Here is a 15,556-nt window from a genome sequence, read left to right as displayed (position 1 = left end):
GTGTCATGATTAATGATTTGCAAATATACTATTTTGAAAGACGTTTGTCGCCTAATTCTTTAAACTCGGATTTTGATTTAAAGTTTGGAAAAGTTTTCTCCATACTCAACGTATAACCAATATCAAAATATAGACGCGTATCTGCGATTGGCCCATCGAAATTCCAGTGTTCGTCTAGTTCGTCCGTAACCGCATGATAACGTCCCGCTAATGCCTTTTTGCGAATATTTAATGCTGTTGTATCTTGATCTAAGTAATCGCCTCCGCTTCCCATATACAAGCCCGGAACACCAACCTTAACAAAATTAAAATGATCCGATCTGTAGAAACCGCCAGATGTTGGACTTCCCTCTGGCTGAAGTTCTCTATTGAATTTAGCGCCTGAATTTATAGCATAGTCTTCTAATTCGGTTTGTCCGGTTCCTACAACACGAAATCCTTTCATTGCTCCTACAGGGTTGAATGAATCCATGTTTAAATTTGCTACAGTTTTTGATAGCGGATAAATCGGGTGTTCAGCGTAGTATTGTGAACCGAGTAAACCTTGTTCTTCTGCCGTAACAGCTAAAAATACGATGCTGCGCTCCGGTTGAATTTTGGCTGCCTTGAAAGCCTTTGCTATTTCAAATAAAGCTGCTACTCCTGTCGCATTATCAATTGCGCCGTTGAAAATCGAGTCTCCATTGCTTTTCTCACCGATTCCTAGATGATCCCAATGTGCAGAGTAAATTACCGTTTCATCCGGACGTTTACTACCTTTCAATGTTGCAATAACATTGTTTGATTTGGACTCTCTAAATTTAGTTTTTAACGCAATGGTCGTTTTGACATTCATTGGTATCGCTTTGAAGCCTGGTTTTTTTGCTGATTCTATTACTTTCGGATCTAATCCACCAAGTTGGAATAATTTATTTGCTGATTCGGTTGTCAACCAGCCCTGAAAGTTTACTAAATCAGCTCCATTATTTTTTGGAACGAGTGATAATTGAGGTCCAGACCAGCTTCCACGAACGACATTCCACCGATAAGAAGCAGCAGCAGTTTCATGAATAATTAATACGCCAGCGGCACCCTGTCTTGAGGCTTCCTCAAACTTATAAGTCCAGCGACCGTAATAAGTCATCGTATCGGCTTTAAATAAAGTTTTATCGTAACGACCAGGATCAGAAACCATCACGACCACAGTCTTACCTTTTACATCTAGACCAGCGTAATCATTCCAATTGTATTCGGGTGCAACTATTCCGAAGCCTGCGAATACTAATTCGGTATTATTAATATCTATTGCTTTGCTCATGCGCGGAGTACCTACGACATAATCATCAAGGTAGTTTAGCGAAAGGTTTGAGTTCTTACCTGTAAAAGTTAGTTTGGGATTAACAGGCTCGGATTTAATCTCAACCATTGGAACTTCTTGAAAATATGAGTCCCCATTTCCTGGGCTTAAACCTAGTGCTTTAAATTGTTCTTCTAAATAATGTACAGTAAGCGTATCTCCCTTTGTAAAAGGCATGCGTCCCATAAATTCGTCGGATGCTAACTTTTCGACATAGGTTTTATAGCCAGCTTCGGTGATTGCATTAATTGCTCCTGAATCGAGGGTGCTCGGATCGTATTTTGAACCTGTGTCACCAGATTTACAGGAAGCGAAGCTCAGTAAAAATGCAGTCCCAATAAATAATTTTGTCTTCATATGAATTGATGTTGTTCTTGGTTTCTAAAATATTGAAAGGTTCTTAAACCTGTTATGCGTGCTCGATAGGAAACACTTCCGCAATAGGGTGAAATAGATAGATCCTCTGTGTCGAGACTTCTAAGCATTTGTAACGTTTTCGAAGCTTCTCCTGTTTCTGGAACACTCTACCTGATTTAATGGAAAAATAACCATCGATCTCGATAGATTCTATTGTGAAGATTTCAGATTGCTTGCTGTCATGTAATCGCAAAACTCGAAATAACGTTAGGTCCGTACACGATGAAGCTGCTGGATTATTCATGTATTTGACTAATGCAAGCGTTACATCTGCTGGAAAAATATTTAAGCGTAAGAATGGATCCATCAATGCTTTGAAATTCTGCTTCCATTCTCCACCATGTGGTTTTACTTTATTCTTAAACTGTTGCCACGTCTTTAAATGCGCAAACTCGTGTACTGTAGTAATCAGAAAAGAATAAGGGTTTAAATCATGATTTACGGTGATTTGATGAGGTTCATTGCGATGTGGCGATCGATAGTCTCCAAGTTTAGACGCGCGAGATTTAGTCACTTTAAATCGACAGCCCGTATCATTAATCCACTGTGAGATGATTGGAGCCGCAGAATCCGGAATATACTTGCTTAATTGTTTACTAAAGTCAGGCATGCACTACAAACTTATTATATAATTGGCAGAATTCAGAATAGAAAACCAATATTTCGAGGAGGATGTAGAAATAACTATATTTGGTATCTGAACTTCAATAGAGCATGTTAAGTAAACTACTCATCAAAAACTACGCATTAATTGATGCCTTAGACATAGAATTCGATAAGAAATTAAATATTATTACGGGGGAAACTGGTGCCGGTAAGTCAATTATTATGGGGGCATTGGGACTTATATTGGGAAACCGTGCAGAGTCCAAGCATTTCTTCGATGAGTCTTCAAAATGTGTTATCGAAGGGCATTTTGAAGTAACTTCATACGATTTAAAGGAATTATTTAATAGTCTAGACTTAGATTACGAGGACGTTACGATCATTCGACGTGAACTCCATGCGGACGGTAAATCAAGAGCTTTTGTAAACGATACTCCAGTTACTTTGCAGACGTTAAAGTTGCTAGGAGAACGACTAATTGATATTCATTCGCAGCATGCGTCTTTGCAAATTAATACGGAATCCTTTCAGCTACTGGTATTGGATACGGTAGCTCAGCAGCAAAGCTTATTAAATGAATACAAAGAAAATTATCAAGCTTATAAAAAAGCGATAGCTTCCTTAAAGGCTTTGGAAGAGGAGATTTCAAAGTCTCGCGCAGAATACGACTTTAATCAGTTTATATATAATGAACTGGAACAAGCGAATCCTCAACCGGATGAACAGGCCGCTTTAGAGTCCGAGCAAAATCAATTAGAGAATGCAGAAGAGATTAAAAAGTATTTTCATGGCGCTGCAAGCTTAATGCAATCCGACGAACAAAATGTTTTAGACGGACTAAAATCTGTTCTTTCTTTTGTTCAGACAGGAACGAAATATTTACCTTCAGCAGAGAGTATACAAGTTCGCTTGCATAGCACTTTAATTGAATTGAAAGATATCGCAGCAGAACTTGAGCAAGTTGCGGATGGCGTTTCGATGGATGAAGAACGCTTAACCATTGTGAGCGATCGTTTATCACTACTGTATTCACTTCAAAAGAAACATCGTGTTGATTCCAATGAAGGCTTATTGAATCTTCTAGAAGATCTATCACACAAACTTCAAGATTCTGATTCGCAGGAAGAACGAATTGAAGTCTTAAAAGCTGAAATAGATAAACTTCATGCTTCCTTAGCAATTCAAGCTAATAAAATAACAGAAAACCGAATAAGTGTAAAGCAGCATATTGAGCAAGAGGTACAGGCTGTTCTTGCTAAGGTAGGTATGCCAAATGCACAACTTCAGATAGAGTTGAAAAAGAAGGCTGAATTTAAATCGTCGGGACAGGACGAGGTTGCTTTTCTATTCTCCGCAAATAAAGGGCAAACGTTACAAGCTATTCATAAAGTAGCGTCAGGTGGAGAGCTATCTCGTGTTATGTTGGCCATTAAATCCTTAGTTGCAAAATCATCTTCGCTACCAACGATTATTTTTGATGAGATTGATACAGGTATTTCTGGAGAAGTAGCCTTGAGAGTAGGGGAGATTATGCATCAACTTTCAGAACATATGCAAGTTATTAGCATCACGCATCTACCGCAGATTGCGTCTCAAGGAAATGCTCATTTTAAAGTATACAAAGAAGACGGGGGGGAGAAAACAAAATCCAACATTGTCCTTTTAAAGAAAGAAGAACGCATTATGGAAATCGCTCAAATGTTAAGTGGGGCAAATCCAGAAGCAACCGCGATAAAACACGCAGAAGAAATGTTAAAATAAAAAAAGGAGCATATAGCTCCTTTTTTTATTTTCTTATTGCTTTTATATCTTATTGATCGCCATTATCAGCGTCGGTAAGTACAATTTTTACTAGGCTACCTTCTGGTGCAACGGGCGCTCCAGATCCAATATAAACCGCATAGATATTAACTTTTCCAACTCCATAGTTAGCCGAGTATTTATAGTTTCCAATTTCAGAAGGTATGTTTTCATAAACTTCTGGTTTGCTATCGAAAGAAATTGAAATATCTACATGCCCATCTTGAAAATACTTCTCATCAAGCTCTGGCATGTTAATGGTTGTAGCGAACTCGTTACCGGTTCTTGACCAGTTTTGTGGGTTTACTTCAGCAACATAACTTATGCCTGGCAAATAGTTGGTGATATATTCTTTTGTACATCCAGTGAAACCTACAAGAGAGGCGGTTCCAATAGCAAATGCTAATAATAATTTTTTCATGTTTGGTAAATTATGTTGTTAAAAATCTGTTCCTTTCAAGTTTAAGACAATCTATATCCTAAATAGTTTAACTGCATTTAGCAAAAATGTTGCCACTAAAAAGAAGGTGTCTAAAAAGGCACCTTCTTCTGTTTTATAGCTTTTGCGATTCCATTACTGTTTTCATTTTTGAGTTTTAAGCAGTAAGTTTATATTTTGTGGTTTTAACGCTCCTGACTCCAATTTTTATCGTATATAGTGTTTTATCGCTATAACCATTTCGAAACAAGACATCGTTTGCCCACTTTTTTGCCCATTTTCTGAGGTTATGAGCAATGGCCATCAAACCGAACTCTACAGCGACTTTCTCCAGTCCTTTCATCGTGAACCGGGTAAACTTGTTGTTGCTTTTCATCTGACCGAAAACAGCTTCCACTTCTATGGGTCGCTTGCTTCGATGGTACATTCCCTCTTCTGATAGCAGTCTTTTTCGGGCTTTAGCCTTGAGCTGATCAAGCCTGTGGTTCACTTCAATAATACGATTGCCTTTTGCTTTATGGCACCCACTGCGCATTGGGCAGCCTTCGCATCGCTGAGCCTGATAACAGCTTACCCGGGCAGTATATCCATTGGTACTAACTCTGGTTGCATGACCGATATAGCTGAGCTTCTGTCCGGCCGGACATACATAATAGTCATCTTGCTGGTTGTAATACAGATTCTGTACCGAGAAAGGATCCTGTTTATGCTTGCGCTTCTGTTCCACATGAAAGTAATTGTACTTGACAAAGGCAGTTATGCCCTGTTTTTCCATCAATTCATAGTTCTGTTCACTACCATAACCGGCGTCTGCTACAAGCTGTTCGCTTTGTTTTCCGTAATGGGACTCAAAGCCTTCCAAATGTTCCGGCAGGGTTGTGGTGTCGGCAGTTGTTTGATGGATGCTGTAATGGGTGATGAACTGATCTTCGGTGCTGATTTGGGTATTATAGGCTGGCTTAAGCTGGCCATTCTTCATGTGGTCCTCTTTCATCCGCATAAACACAGCATCGGTATCGGTCTTGCTATAACTATTGCGATCTCCCAGTACTTCCAGTTGCTCTTCATATTTCTCTAGTCGAGGCAAATAGTCCTCTTCAAGTTTCTTAAGCTGCTTATCAGTAGATTTATTGGCTCCTTTGAACTTGGCATTGATCGCTTCGATCTTTTCCTTCAACCGACTGCTATCAATGGCCTTGCTAACTTCTTGATGCCCTAATGAAGATTGGTCTTGGGCGATCTGAGCCTCGATTTCCGAAAGAACCGAAGCAATGTTTGCTTCTAACTTTACCTTATTCTTCTCGACCGATTTCTTCCAAACGAACGTATAACGACCAGCGACCGACTCGATCTTGGTACCATCAACATATTGAACTTTCAGGCTAACATACTCCATATCATGCAGCATACGAACGATACTTGCAAACAGCTCTTGTATCTGTCCTTTAAGACGCTTTCCTCTGAAATAATTGATCGTACGATAATCAGGTGTGCTATTGCCCGAAAGCCACATGAAATGGATATTCTCTTGTAAGGCGCGCTCAATTTTTCGGCAAGAATAGATATTGCTTAAATAGGCGTAGAACAGCACCTTAATGAGCATTCTAGGGTGAAAACTAGTGGTGCCTCCGCCTTTATACTGACGGATAATATGATCTAGATCCAACTGATCAACAACCTGACTCACCAACCGAACCGGATGGTTCATTGGAATACGATCTAAAATATTCTCAGGAAATAGACTCGGACTATTGGATGGAAGCGCTTTGAATTGTATGTTTGCCATATTGTTTTTTTGGGTGCACCTTAAGATACAAAATCTTAAGGACAAAAAAACAGAAAAACCCCGCCATTTTTTAATGACGGGGTTCTTTCTTTAAGAGACCTTTTTAGACAGCCCCTTTTTCTATAAAAAAATGATATTAATCTTTCTTTTTATTGTCTTTAACATCGGATGCTAAATTTGAATCATCGTTCTCGTTCTTGCTAGCTGGAGAAACGGTGATTTCACTTTTTTCTTCATCAAAATCAACGAGAATTGCTTCTCCTGTCTTCAGCTCACCTTTCAAAATCTCTTCAGCAATCGGGTCTTCCAGATACTTTTGAATAGCACGTTTTAATGGACGAGCACCAAAGTTTGCATCATATCCTTTCTCAGCAATATAATTCTTCGCTTTTTCGCTAAGTGAGATCGTATGTCCTAAACCTTCAATTCTTGTGAACAATGATTTAAGTTCAATGTCAATAATCTTGAAGATGTGCTCTTTGTTTAATGAATTGAAGACAATTACATCATCAACACGGTTTAAGAACTCAGGAGCAAATGCACGTTTCAATGCAGTTTCTATAACTCCTCTAGAGTGAGAATCAGCTTGATCTACTTTTGCGGCTGTATTAAATCCAACCCCTTGTCCAAACTCTTTCAACTGGCGTGCGCCAATATTCGAAGTCATGATAATAATTGTATTTCTAAAGTCAACCTTGCGACCAAGACTGTCTGTCAGTTGACCTTCATCCAATACTTGCAATAGTAAGTTGAATACATCGGGGTGAGCTTTTTCAATCTCATCCAATAATACAACAGCGTATGGTTTGCGGCGAACTTTTTCAGTTAATTGACCACCCTCTTCATATCCAACATATCCTGGAGGCGCACCGACTAATCTAGATACAGCGAATTTCTCCATGTATTCGCTCATGTCTATTTGAATCAATGCATCCTCGGAATCAAACATAAAGCGTGCAAGCTCTTTTGCTAGTTCCGTTTTACCAACACCAGTAGGACCTAAGAAGATAAAAGAACCAATCGGTTTCTTAGGATCTTTTAATCCCGCACGTGTACGTTGAATAGCTTTCACGAGCTTTTGAACGGCATCATCCTGACCGATGATACGGCCTTTCATGGATTCGCCCATATTCAATAGCTTTTGACTGTCAGATTGGCTAACACGTTGAACAGGGATACCTGTCATCATGGATACCACTTCTGCAACGTTATCTTCCGTTACCGTATAGCGTGTAGTTTTTGTTTCCGCTTCCCAAACCGCTTTTTCTTTCTCTAACTCTTCAATCAGTTTTTTCTCTGTATCACGAAGTTTGGCAGCCTCTTCATATTTCTGACTACGAACAACTTTATTCTTCTCGACCTTAACCTCTTCAATCTTTTCCTCGATGTCAATGATACTTTGAGGAACGTGAATATTGTTTAAGTGAACGCGAGATCCCGACTCATCTAACGCATCAATAGCTTTATCTGGTAGAAAACGATCTGTAATATAACGGGTCGTTAATGCTACACAGGCTTCGATAGCTTCATTAGTATAAGTAACATTGTGGTGTTCCTCATACTTATCTTTGATACGATTTAAGATTTCTATCGTATCATCATATGTTGTAGGTTCAACCGTTACTTTTTGGAATCGACGATCCAAGGCGCCATCTTTCTCAATATATTGACGATACTCATCTAAGGTTGTTGCACCGATACACTGAATCTCTCCACGAGCTAATGCTGGTTTAAACATATTAGATGCGTCTAATGAACCTGAAGCTCCACCGGCACCTACAATCGTATGAATCTCATCGATAAATAGAATAACATCTGGTGATTTCTCCAATTCGTTCATTACTGCCTTCATGCGCTCTTCAAACTGACCACGGTATTTAGTGCCAGCAACTAGAGATGCTAAATCTAACGTAACAACGCGCTTGTTAAACAATACACGTGAAACCTTACGTTGAATGATACGTAATGCTAAACCTTCCGCAATCGCTGACTTACCAACTCCGGGTTCACCAATTAGAATCGGGTTGTTTTTCTTTCTACGCGACAGAATTTGTGATACACGCTCAATCTCTTTCTCACGGCCAACAATAGGGTCTAGTTTTCCTTCTTCCGCAGCTTTAGTTAAATCGCGACCAAAATTGTCTAAAACAGGGGTTTTTGACTTAATATCAGAAACCTTTTTCGGCGATGAGAATTGAGAATCCTCATCTGCATAGTCATCATCACCACTCGGTGGAGTGCTTGATGCCTCATCCGTAATCCCTGTAGCATTCTGTTCAACTTCAGACTTGAAGGTATTATAACTAACCTTATATTGTTGTAAGATTTGTGAAGCAATATTCTCTTCATCGCGTAAAATAGCAAGCAATAAATGCTCTGTACCGATGATATCACTCTTGAAAATCTTAGCTTCTAAGTAAGTTATTTTTAAAACCTTTTCGGCTTGCTTAGTTAAGGGCATATTGTTGTTCACTGGAGAACGCGAAACGGAAGAACCCTTCACAGCATCCTCCACAGACTGACGAACTGCCGCCATGTCTATACCGATATTCTTCAATATCTTGATCGCAACCCCATCGCCCTCACGTATTAATCCGAGTAAAAGGTGTTCCGTCCCAATATAATCATGACGTAAGCGCAACGCTTCCTCACGACTGTAGGAAATGACATCTTTTACACGGGGTGAAAATTTTGCTTCCATTTAAATTACCTTTCTCAATTAGTGAATGTACCGTTCGTTAGACAAACATTATAAATGTAATAAAAATACACGGTACAGTCGTTTGTTATAGATATTATTTATCAACAATTAGACCATAGCCGTAAAACTACCAATTTGTCAGTATTTCCATTATCTTTGTGTAAATAGTTTATTTCCTATTATGTCTGACGAAAAAATCATCTTTTCGATGGCAGGGGTCAATAAAATACACCCACCATCTAAACAAGTCTTAAAAAATATCTACTTATCCTTCTTCTATGGAGCGAAAATAGGAGTCATTGGTTTAAACGGCTCTGGTAAATCTTCCCTGCTGAAAATTATTGCTGGTATTGATAAATCCTATCAAGGTGAGGTCGTTTTCTCACCAGGATATTCTGTAGGATATCTTGCGCAAGAACCCGAATTAGACGCCTCAAAAACTGTAAAGCAGGTCGTTGAAGAAGGGGTCGCAGAAACAACCGCAATTCTTCAAGAATATGAAGAAATCAACGAAAAATTTGGTTTGCCTGAGGTTTACGAGAACGCCGATGAAATGGATAAGTTATTGGCTAGACAAGGTGAATTACAAGATATTATCGACGCTACAAATGCGTGGGAATTAGATACTAAATTGGAGCGTGCCATGGACGCATTGCGTTGTCCGGAACCGGATGCGCTTATTGCCAATTTGTCAGGTGGAGAGAAAAGAAGAGTGGCATTGTGTCGACTATTACTTCAAGAGCCGGATGTTTTATTATTGGATGAGCCGACTAACCACTTGGACGCCGAGTCCATTGATTGGTTAGAACAGCATTTGCAACAATATAAAGGAACCGTAATTGCAGTAACGCACGACCGTTATTTCTTAGATAATGTTGCTGGATGGATTCTTGAGCTTGATCGAGGCGAAGGTATTCCTTGGAAAGGCAACTATTCTTCTTGGTTAGATCAAAAAGCTAAACGTTTAGCACAAGAAGAGAAACAAGAAACAAAACGTCAAAAGACTTTAGAACGAGAATTAGAATGGGTGAAAATGGCTCCCAAAGCCCGTCATGCCAAATCGAAAGCTCGTTTACATAACTATGAGAAACTAGCGTCTGAAGAAACGAAAGAACGAGAAGAAAAGTTAGAGCTCTTTATCCCTCCGGGACCAAGGTTAGGTAATGTCGTAATCGAAGCAGATAATGTTTCTAAAGCCTATGGTGACCGTATTTTATTTGAAAACTTAAGTTTCTCTTTACCTCCAGCAGGTATCGTAGGGATTATCGGTCCCAATGGTGTCGGTAAAACAACTTTATTTCGTTTAATTACGGGACAAGAACAACCTGATACGGGAACATTCCGAGTTGGTGAAACAGTCGTTTTGGGCTATGTAGATCAAATGCACGACGACCTAGATCCAAATAAAACGGTATGGGAAAATGTAACTGGTGGAAATGAGAACATCTTGTTAGGAAATAAGCAAGTCAATTCTAGAGCTTATGTCTCGAAGTTTAACTTTAATGGAGGGGATCAGCAAAAGAAAATTGCTGTACTTTCTGGAGGAGAAAGAAATCGAGTGCACTTGGCAATTACATTGAAAAAAGGTTCCAACGTTCTATTGCTCGATGAGCCAACCAATGATATTGACGTAAATACATTGAGAGCGTTAGAAGAAGGTCTAGATAATTTCGGAGGATGTGCTGTTGTAATCTCCCACGATCGCTGGTTTTTAAACAGAATATGTACGCATATTCTTGCTTTCGAAGGCGATTCGCAAGTATACTTCTTTGAAGGGAATTATACCGAATACGAAGAGAATCGTAAAAAACGATTAGGAGATATTGCTCCAAAACGTGTGAAATATAAGAAATTAGTAAAATAGTACCTCAAAATTGGACTCATCAAGATTACTCGAAGCGATTATTGAAAATGCTATTGATGGCATTATAACCATCGACCCACATGGTATTGTCGAGAGTATAAATCCGGCTGCCTTAGTGTTATTTGGATATACTGCCGAGGAAGTTATTGGGAATAATATTTCGATGCTCATGCCAGAGCCTGATCGCTCCAGTCATGATCGCTATATAGAAACCTACGAACAGACAGGACATAAGAAGATTATCGGAATTGGGCGCGAAGTACGTGGCTTGAAAAAAGATGGATCAACATTTCCTTTCCGACTATCTGTAAGTGAGGTCTTTTATAAAAATGGTAAGATTTTTACTGGAGTTGTACATGATTTAACAAAGGAAAAGCAGGCTGAAGATGAGCTCAAAAGACATGCTTTGGAGTTAGAAATTAAAGTTCGCGAAAGAACAAAAGATCTGATTAAACTCGTTTCGGAATTGGAACGCGCTAAGGCAGACGTAAGCGTTTCTTTGGAAAAAGAAAAGGAACTCAATCAATTGAAGTCGCGTTTTGTTTCGATGGCTTCTCATGAATTTAGAACACCGTTAAGTTCCGTGCAATTATCAGCTTCGCTTATCGATCGATATGTTGAAAAATCAGAATATGCGCCAATTGAAAAACACACTGCCCGAATCAAAGGCTCTGTTCAGCTTCTCAATACGATTCTAAATGATTTTCTATCGTTAGAAAAATTAGAAGCTGGAGTTGTTGTGGTCAATAAAACTGAGGCTAACATTGTTCAATTAGGCGAGGAGATTGCAGAAGAGATGCAGTTGATTTGTAAGAAAAATCAACATATTGTTTATCAACATACTGGCGAATCGTCCAATTTTTATGTGGATCCCAATCTCTTAAAGAATAGTATAATCAATCTTGTTTCCAATGCCATTAAGTATTCTGGAGAGGATACATTTATAGAATTCAGTACCGAAATTGATGATGATAATTTAATTGTCACCGTCAAAGATAATGGTATAGGTATTCCGGCGGAAGAGCAAGTGAATTTATTTGAACCATTCTTTAGAGCTAATAATACGGGGAATATTCCTGGTACTGGTTTAGGACTTAATATTGTCAAGCGATACGTAGGCTTAATGGGAGGAGAAATGGAATATTGGTCGGAAGTTAACCAAGGTGCTATTTTTAAAATGAGTTTTACCCAACTATAATGGAAAAAAGAAAAATCTTAATTATCGAGGATAATAGTGATATCCGAGAGAGTACAGCAGAGATTTTAGAATTAACAGGCGAATATACGGTCATTGTCGCTGAAGAAGGAAAAACCGGAGTAGAGATGGCGATGAAACACCATCCTGATTTAATTCTTTGTGATATCATGATGCCCGAATTAGATGGATACGGTGTGCTTTATATGCTTGGAAAGCATGAAGAAACACAACATATTCCTTTTATCTTTCTAACGGCTAAAACAGAAAAGGCTGATCTTAGAAAGGCAATGGAAATGGGCGCGGATGACTACTTAACCAAGCCTTTTGACGATATGGAATTGTTGAATGCGATTGAAAGCCGCTTTAAAAAGCGTCAACAACTGCAGGCTAAAGCTACCCCAAGTGTGGAAAGCTTGAGATTAGATGAAGCGGAACAAGCATACCTTTTGCAAGATTTAGCAAGTAATGGACGTGTCAAGTCAATAAAGAAAAAGCAAACAATTTATGAAGCTGGCGATACACCTGTTTATGTTTACTATATTAAAAAAGGAAAGGTCAGAAGCTTTTTAAACTACAAAGATGGTCGAGAATTATCAACGAATATCTTTATTGAAGATCAGTTTTTTGGACTGGAATCTGTATTGTTGAATATCAAATACGGCGATAATACAGCAACGCTAGAGGACGCGGAAATCGCATTAATTCATAAAGATGCATTCTTTGAATTGATGTATAAAAAACCTGCAATTGCAACCAAGCTTATTAAATTGCTTTCGCAGAATATTCGCGATAAAGAAGAACAAATGCTAGGTTTTGCTTATGATTCTGTTAGAAAGCGCGTTGCGAATGCATTAGTTAACGTAGCTGAAAAATCTGAAGCCGACATGGATGAGGTGACAATCAAGATTTCAAGAGATGATTTGGCAGCTTTGGCAGGAACGGCAAACGAGACAATTAGTAGAATGTTAGCAGATTTTAAAGACGAACGTCTTCTGACAAAAGAAGGGAACGCTATCAAAATCTACTCGATAGCCAAGCTGAAAAATATCAAACAGTAACTGAGAAATAAAATACTAAAGTAAAAGCCCTAAATATTTAGGGCTTCTTTGTTTACTAGCCTTTGTGAAAACTCTATTTATTACCAGTATATCAATCACAGGCTGCTCTTTTTCTAAAATGATACCGCAAACAACTTCACCAAATTAAACTTTTATGACGCTGGAGATCTCTCTAATAGGTAACTAAATACGTCGATGATTTCTTCAATTTTATAAGACCTTAATATGGTCTGATTTGTTACAATTCTAAGTAGAACGAGGGGAGTAGCTGTCAGCAAACATTTGAGATCAAACTAAAAAAATGTTCAAGATTTAGCACTACTTTTTCTTCAAATAATAAATCAGTTAATCATTGTACTTGTTTGATAGCTAGTGAATTAATTTATAAGCTATTTTTCTCAAAATCGGCAGCTTGCTCAGTTGTTTTACTACAATTAGTACCATCATATCATCAATTCTCACCATACCTAGTTTCGTGATATATATCACTTCTTTACATGATGCCATTCACTAGTTCATGCTGCTAATAAGCCTACCTTTGAGCTAAATAGCTACAATTAGGAATGAGAGTGATTGCATACAATATATTAGATCAAGAAAAGGAAGTCTTGGCGAAGGCCAATGCCAAAGTGCATGATTTGACTTTGATTTCAAATGAACTCAATTTAAGTACAATTCACTTCGCATCAGGAAAAGATGCTGTATTAATTTCAGAACGTGATATACTCGATCGCGTAATGCTATTTGAATTGTATAAAATGGGAGTTAAAAGTATTATAACGCGCTCGAAAGCTACCGATCATATTGATCTTGAATATGCAGGGGAGCTAAAAATGCACGTTGCGAATGTCCCATTCGACTCTTCAATGGAAAGTATTGCTAAGCAAACTATTCAAAATCTAACACAATGGATGGTAGGCGGATGCGCAGGAGATGCGTGTCAATGTAGAATGGACTGTGCAAACAGGACTAAACAAAGTTAAGATGGAAAATCCAGCGTTAAATCAATTGATCAGCAAATACAATGTTGCTGCACCTCGATACACAAGTTATCCAACAGTACCCTTCTGGGAAAATGAAGTCTTCACCGAACATGATTGGAAATTCAATGTCGCTCAGAATTTTAAAAACTCAAAGCATAACGGTATAAGTATCTATATTCATCTTCCCTATTGTGAGAGCCTTTGTACCTATTGTGGTTGCAATACACGTATCACAAAAAATCATAGTGTAGAAACACCCTATATCGAATCTTTACTCAAAGAATGGAATATGTACAAACGTATTCTAGGAAGTGAACAGCTTCTTATTAGTGAAATCCATTTGGGTGGTGGAACTCCGACCTTTTTCAAGGCTGAGAACTTGAGACGTTTAATCAATGGACTACTCGCTGGTAACAAAAGAGCGGCGGAAGCTTCATTCTCATTTGAGGCCCATCCAGCAAATACCACTTTCGAACATTTAAAAACATTATACGATTTAGGATTTAAGCGCCTTAGTCTTGGAATTCAGGATTTTGATGAACGCGTCCAATTTATTATTAATCGCCATCAAACTGTTGAAGATGTCGATAGAGTGATGAAAGATGCTCGTGAAATAGGATATGATTCAATTAATTTCGACTTGATATATGGTTTACCGCTACAAACAGCGGAGTCGGTGAAAATGACTATAGAACATTCACTTCGACTAAATCCAGATCGAATATCCTTCTATAGTTACGCCCATGTGCCGTGGATAAAGCCCGGACAACGGAGATTTACCGAGCATGATTTACCTGTAGGAGAAGATAAGCTAAATTTGTATAGACTGGGGAAAGAAATGATACAACAAGCAGGTTACAAAGATGTCGGTATGGATCATTTTGCTAAAGTTGACGATGCCTTATATTTAGCTGCAAAAAGTGGTGGATTACATCGTAACTTTATGGGATATGCAGATCGATATACTCCTTTACTCATTGGATTGGGAGTTTCATCGATAAGCGACGCTTGGACAGCATTTGCTCAGAATGTGAAAACAGTGGAGGAGTATAATGCATTAATTGCAGAAGGTAAATTACCGGTCGTCAAAGGACACTTGCTAACAGAGCTGGATACGCATATTCGTCAATATATCTTGGATATGATGTGTAAAGGAAAGGTGATATTTAAAGATTCGGTAAACGAAAATGAACGTATCATTAAGCGATTACAACCTATGGTTGAAGATGGCTTAGTAACCATAACCAATAATAAAGTAGAGATTACAACAATAGGAAAATCTTTCCTTAGAAATGTATGTATGGCTTTTGACTTGAGATTACATGAAACTCAAGAAAGGGAAAACCTTTTCAGCCAAGCAATTTAGTC

The 15,556-nt window shown here is 38.5% G+C and carries 10 protein-coding genes and 1 pseudogene; 6 read left to right on the top strand and 5 right to left on the bottom strand.

Annotation, left to right across the window (positions count from 1 at the left end; genetic code table 11):
* Nucleotides 1-28 precede the first annotated feature (28 nt).
* Together GFH32_RS13260 and GFH32_RS13255 are read right to left on the bottom strand one after the other, a co-directional pair.
* A complete protein-coding gene (locus tag GFH32_RS13260) occupies nucleotides 29-1,693 on the bottom strand; it encodes a M28 family metallopeptidase (protein ID WP_153512047.1) in 1,665 nt (554 codons plus the stop codon).
* Nucleotides 1,694-1,745: 52 nt separating this feature from the next.
* On the bottom strand, nucleotides 1,746-2,363 hold the full coding sequence (locus tag GFH32_RS13255; protein ID WP_153512046.1) for a SprT-like domain-containing protein: 618 nt from the start codon (nucleotides 2,361-2,363) through the stop codon (nucleotides 1,746-1,748).
* A 104-nt stretch (nucleotides 2,364-2,467) separates the two neighbouring features.
* On the opposite strand from GFH32_RS13255, the gene recN reads away from it, so the two are divergent.
* Nucleotides 2,468-4,120, top strand: coding sequence for a DNA repair protein RecN (gene recN, locus GFH32_RS13250; RefSeq protein WP_153512045.1), 1,653 nt, complete (start codon nucleotides 2,468-2,470; stop codon nucleotides 4,118-4,120).
* 49 nt (nucleotides 4,121-4,169) lie between these two features.
* Here the strand turns inward: recN and GFH32_RS13245 are convergent, their stop codons facing one another.
* The 3 genes and pseudogenes from GFH32_RS13245 to GFH32_RS13235 form a co-directional block, all read right to left on the bottom strand.
* Entirely contained in the window at nucleotides 4,170-4,580 is a 411-nt protein-coding gene (locus GFH32_RS13245) for a hypothetical protein (protein WP_153512044.1), read from the bottom strand.
* Nucleotides 4,581-4,863: 283 nt separating this feature from the next.
* Nucleotides 4,864-6,384, bottom strand: a pseudogene (locus GFH32_RS13240) (IS1182 family transposase); the annotation flags it as partial.
* Between the two features lie 136 nt (nucleotides 6,385-6,520).
* Nucleotides 6,521-9,085 carry an ATP-dependent Clp protease ATP-binding subunit gene (locus GFH32_RS13235; RefSeq protein ID WP_153512043.1) on the bottom strand — a complete coding sequence of 855 codons (2,565 nt, stop codon included), beginning with the start codon at nucleotides 9,083-9,085 and terminating at the stop codon, nucleotides 6,521-6,523.
* Between the two features lie 181 nt (nucleotides 9,086-9,266).
* Here GFH32_RS13235 and ettA point away from each other — a divergent pair, with 181 nt between their 5' ends.
* The 5 genes from ettA to hemN all read left to right on the top strand — a co-directional run bounded on the left by ettA (nucleotide 9,267) and on the right by hemN (nucleotide 15,554).
* On the top strand, nucleotides 9,267-10,949 hold the full coding sequence (ettA, locus tag GFH32_RS13230) for an energy-dependent translational throttle protein EttA (RefSeq protein WP_153512042.1): 1,683 nt from the start codon (nucleotides 9,267-9,269) through the stop codon (nucleotides 10,947-10,949).
* Nucleotides 10,950-10,959: 10 nt separating this feature from the next.
* The gene (locus tag GFH32_RS13225; protein WP_153512041.1) at nucleotides 10,960-12,147 is read left to right on the top strand and encodes a PAS domain-containing sensor histidine kinase; all 1,188 of its coding nucleotides are present in this window, start codon (nucleotides 10,960-10,962) and stop codon (nucleotides 12,145-12,147) included.
* Nucleotides 12,147-13,205 carry a response regulator gene (locus GFH32_RS13220; RefSeq protein ID WP_153512040.1) on the top strand — a complete coding sequence of 353 codons (1,059 nt, stop codon included), beginning with the start codon at nucleotides 12,147-12,149 and terminating at the stop codon, nucleotides 13,203-13,205. The genes GFH32_RS13225 and GFH32_RS13220 overlap by 1 nt, the downstream gene beginning before the upstream one ends.
* A gap of 563 nt (nucleotides 13,206-13,768) precedes the next feature.
* Entirely contained in the window at nucleotides 13,769-14,188 is a 420-nt protein-coding gene (locus GFH32_RS13215) for a Rossmann-fold NAD(P)-binding domain-containing protein (RefSeq protein ID WP_153512039.1), read from the top strand.
* A gap of 1 nt (nucleotide 14,189) precedes the next feature.
* A complete protein-coding gene (gene hemN, locus GFH32_RS13210; protein WP_153512038.1) occupies nucleotides 14,190-15,554 on the top strand; it encodes an oxygen-independent coproporphyrinogen III oxidase in 1,365 nt (454 codons plus the stop codon).
* Nucleotides 15,555-15,556: the final 2 nt, after the last annotated feature.

It is taken from the genome of Sphingobacteruim zhuxiongii, from assembly GCF_009557615.1.
Taxonomy (GTDB): domain Bacteria; phylum Bacteroidota; class Bacteroidia; order Sphingobacteriales; family Sphingobacteriaceae; genus Sphingobacterium; species Sphingobacterium zhuxiongii.
Note: the sequence above shows the minus strand (reverse complement) of the source record. Positions and strands in the feature narration are given on the sequence as shown.

Excerpts from the sequence above, each read along its gene's own strand:
- recN (WP_153512045.1), top strand. The coding sequence starts at position 2,468 with ATGTTAAGTAAACTACTCATCAAAAACTACGCATTAATTGATGCCTTA.
- GFH32_RS13220 (WP_153512040.1), top strand. The coding sequence starts at position 12,147 with ATGGAAAAAAGAAAAATCTTAATTATCGAGGATAATAGTGATATCCGA.
- GFH32_RS13235 (WP_153512043.1), bottom strand. The coding sequence starts at position 9,085 with ATGGAAGCAAAATTTTCACCCCGTGTAAAAGATGTCATTTCCTACAGT.
- hemN (WP_153512038.1), top strand. The coding sequence starts at position 14,190 with ATGGAAAATCCAGCGTTAAATCAATTGATCAGCAAATACAATGTTGCT.
- GFH32_RS13260 (WP_153512047.1), bottom strand. The coding sequence starts at position 1,693 with ATGAAGACAAAATTATTTATTGGGACTGCATTTTTACTGAGCTTCGCT.
- GFH32_RS13215 (WP_153512039.1), top strand. The coding sequence starts at position 13,769 with ATGAGAGTGATTGCATACAATATATTAGATCAAGAAAAGGAAGTCTTG.
- GFH32_RS13255 (WP_153512046.1), bottom strand. The coding sequence starts at position 2,363 with ATGCCTGACTTTAGTAAACAATTAAGCAAGTATATTCCGGATTCTGCG.
- GFH32_RS13245 (WP_153512044.1), bottom strand. The coding sequence starts at position 4,580 with ATGAAAAAATTATTATTAGCATTTGCTATTGGAACCGCCTCTCTTGTA.
- ettA (WP_153512042.1), top strand. The coding sequence starts at position 9,267 with ATGTCTGACGAAAAAATCATCTTTTCGATGGCAGGGGTCAATAAAATA.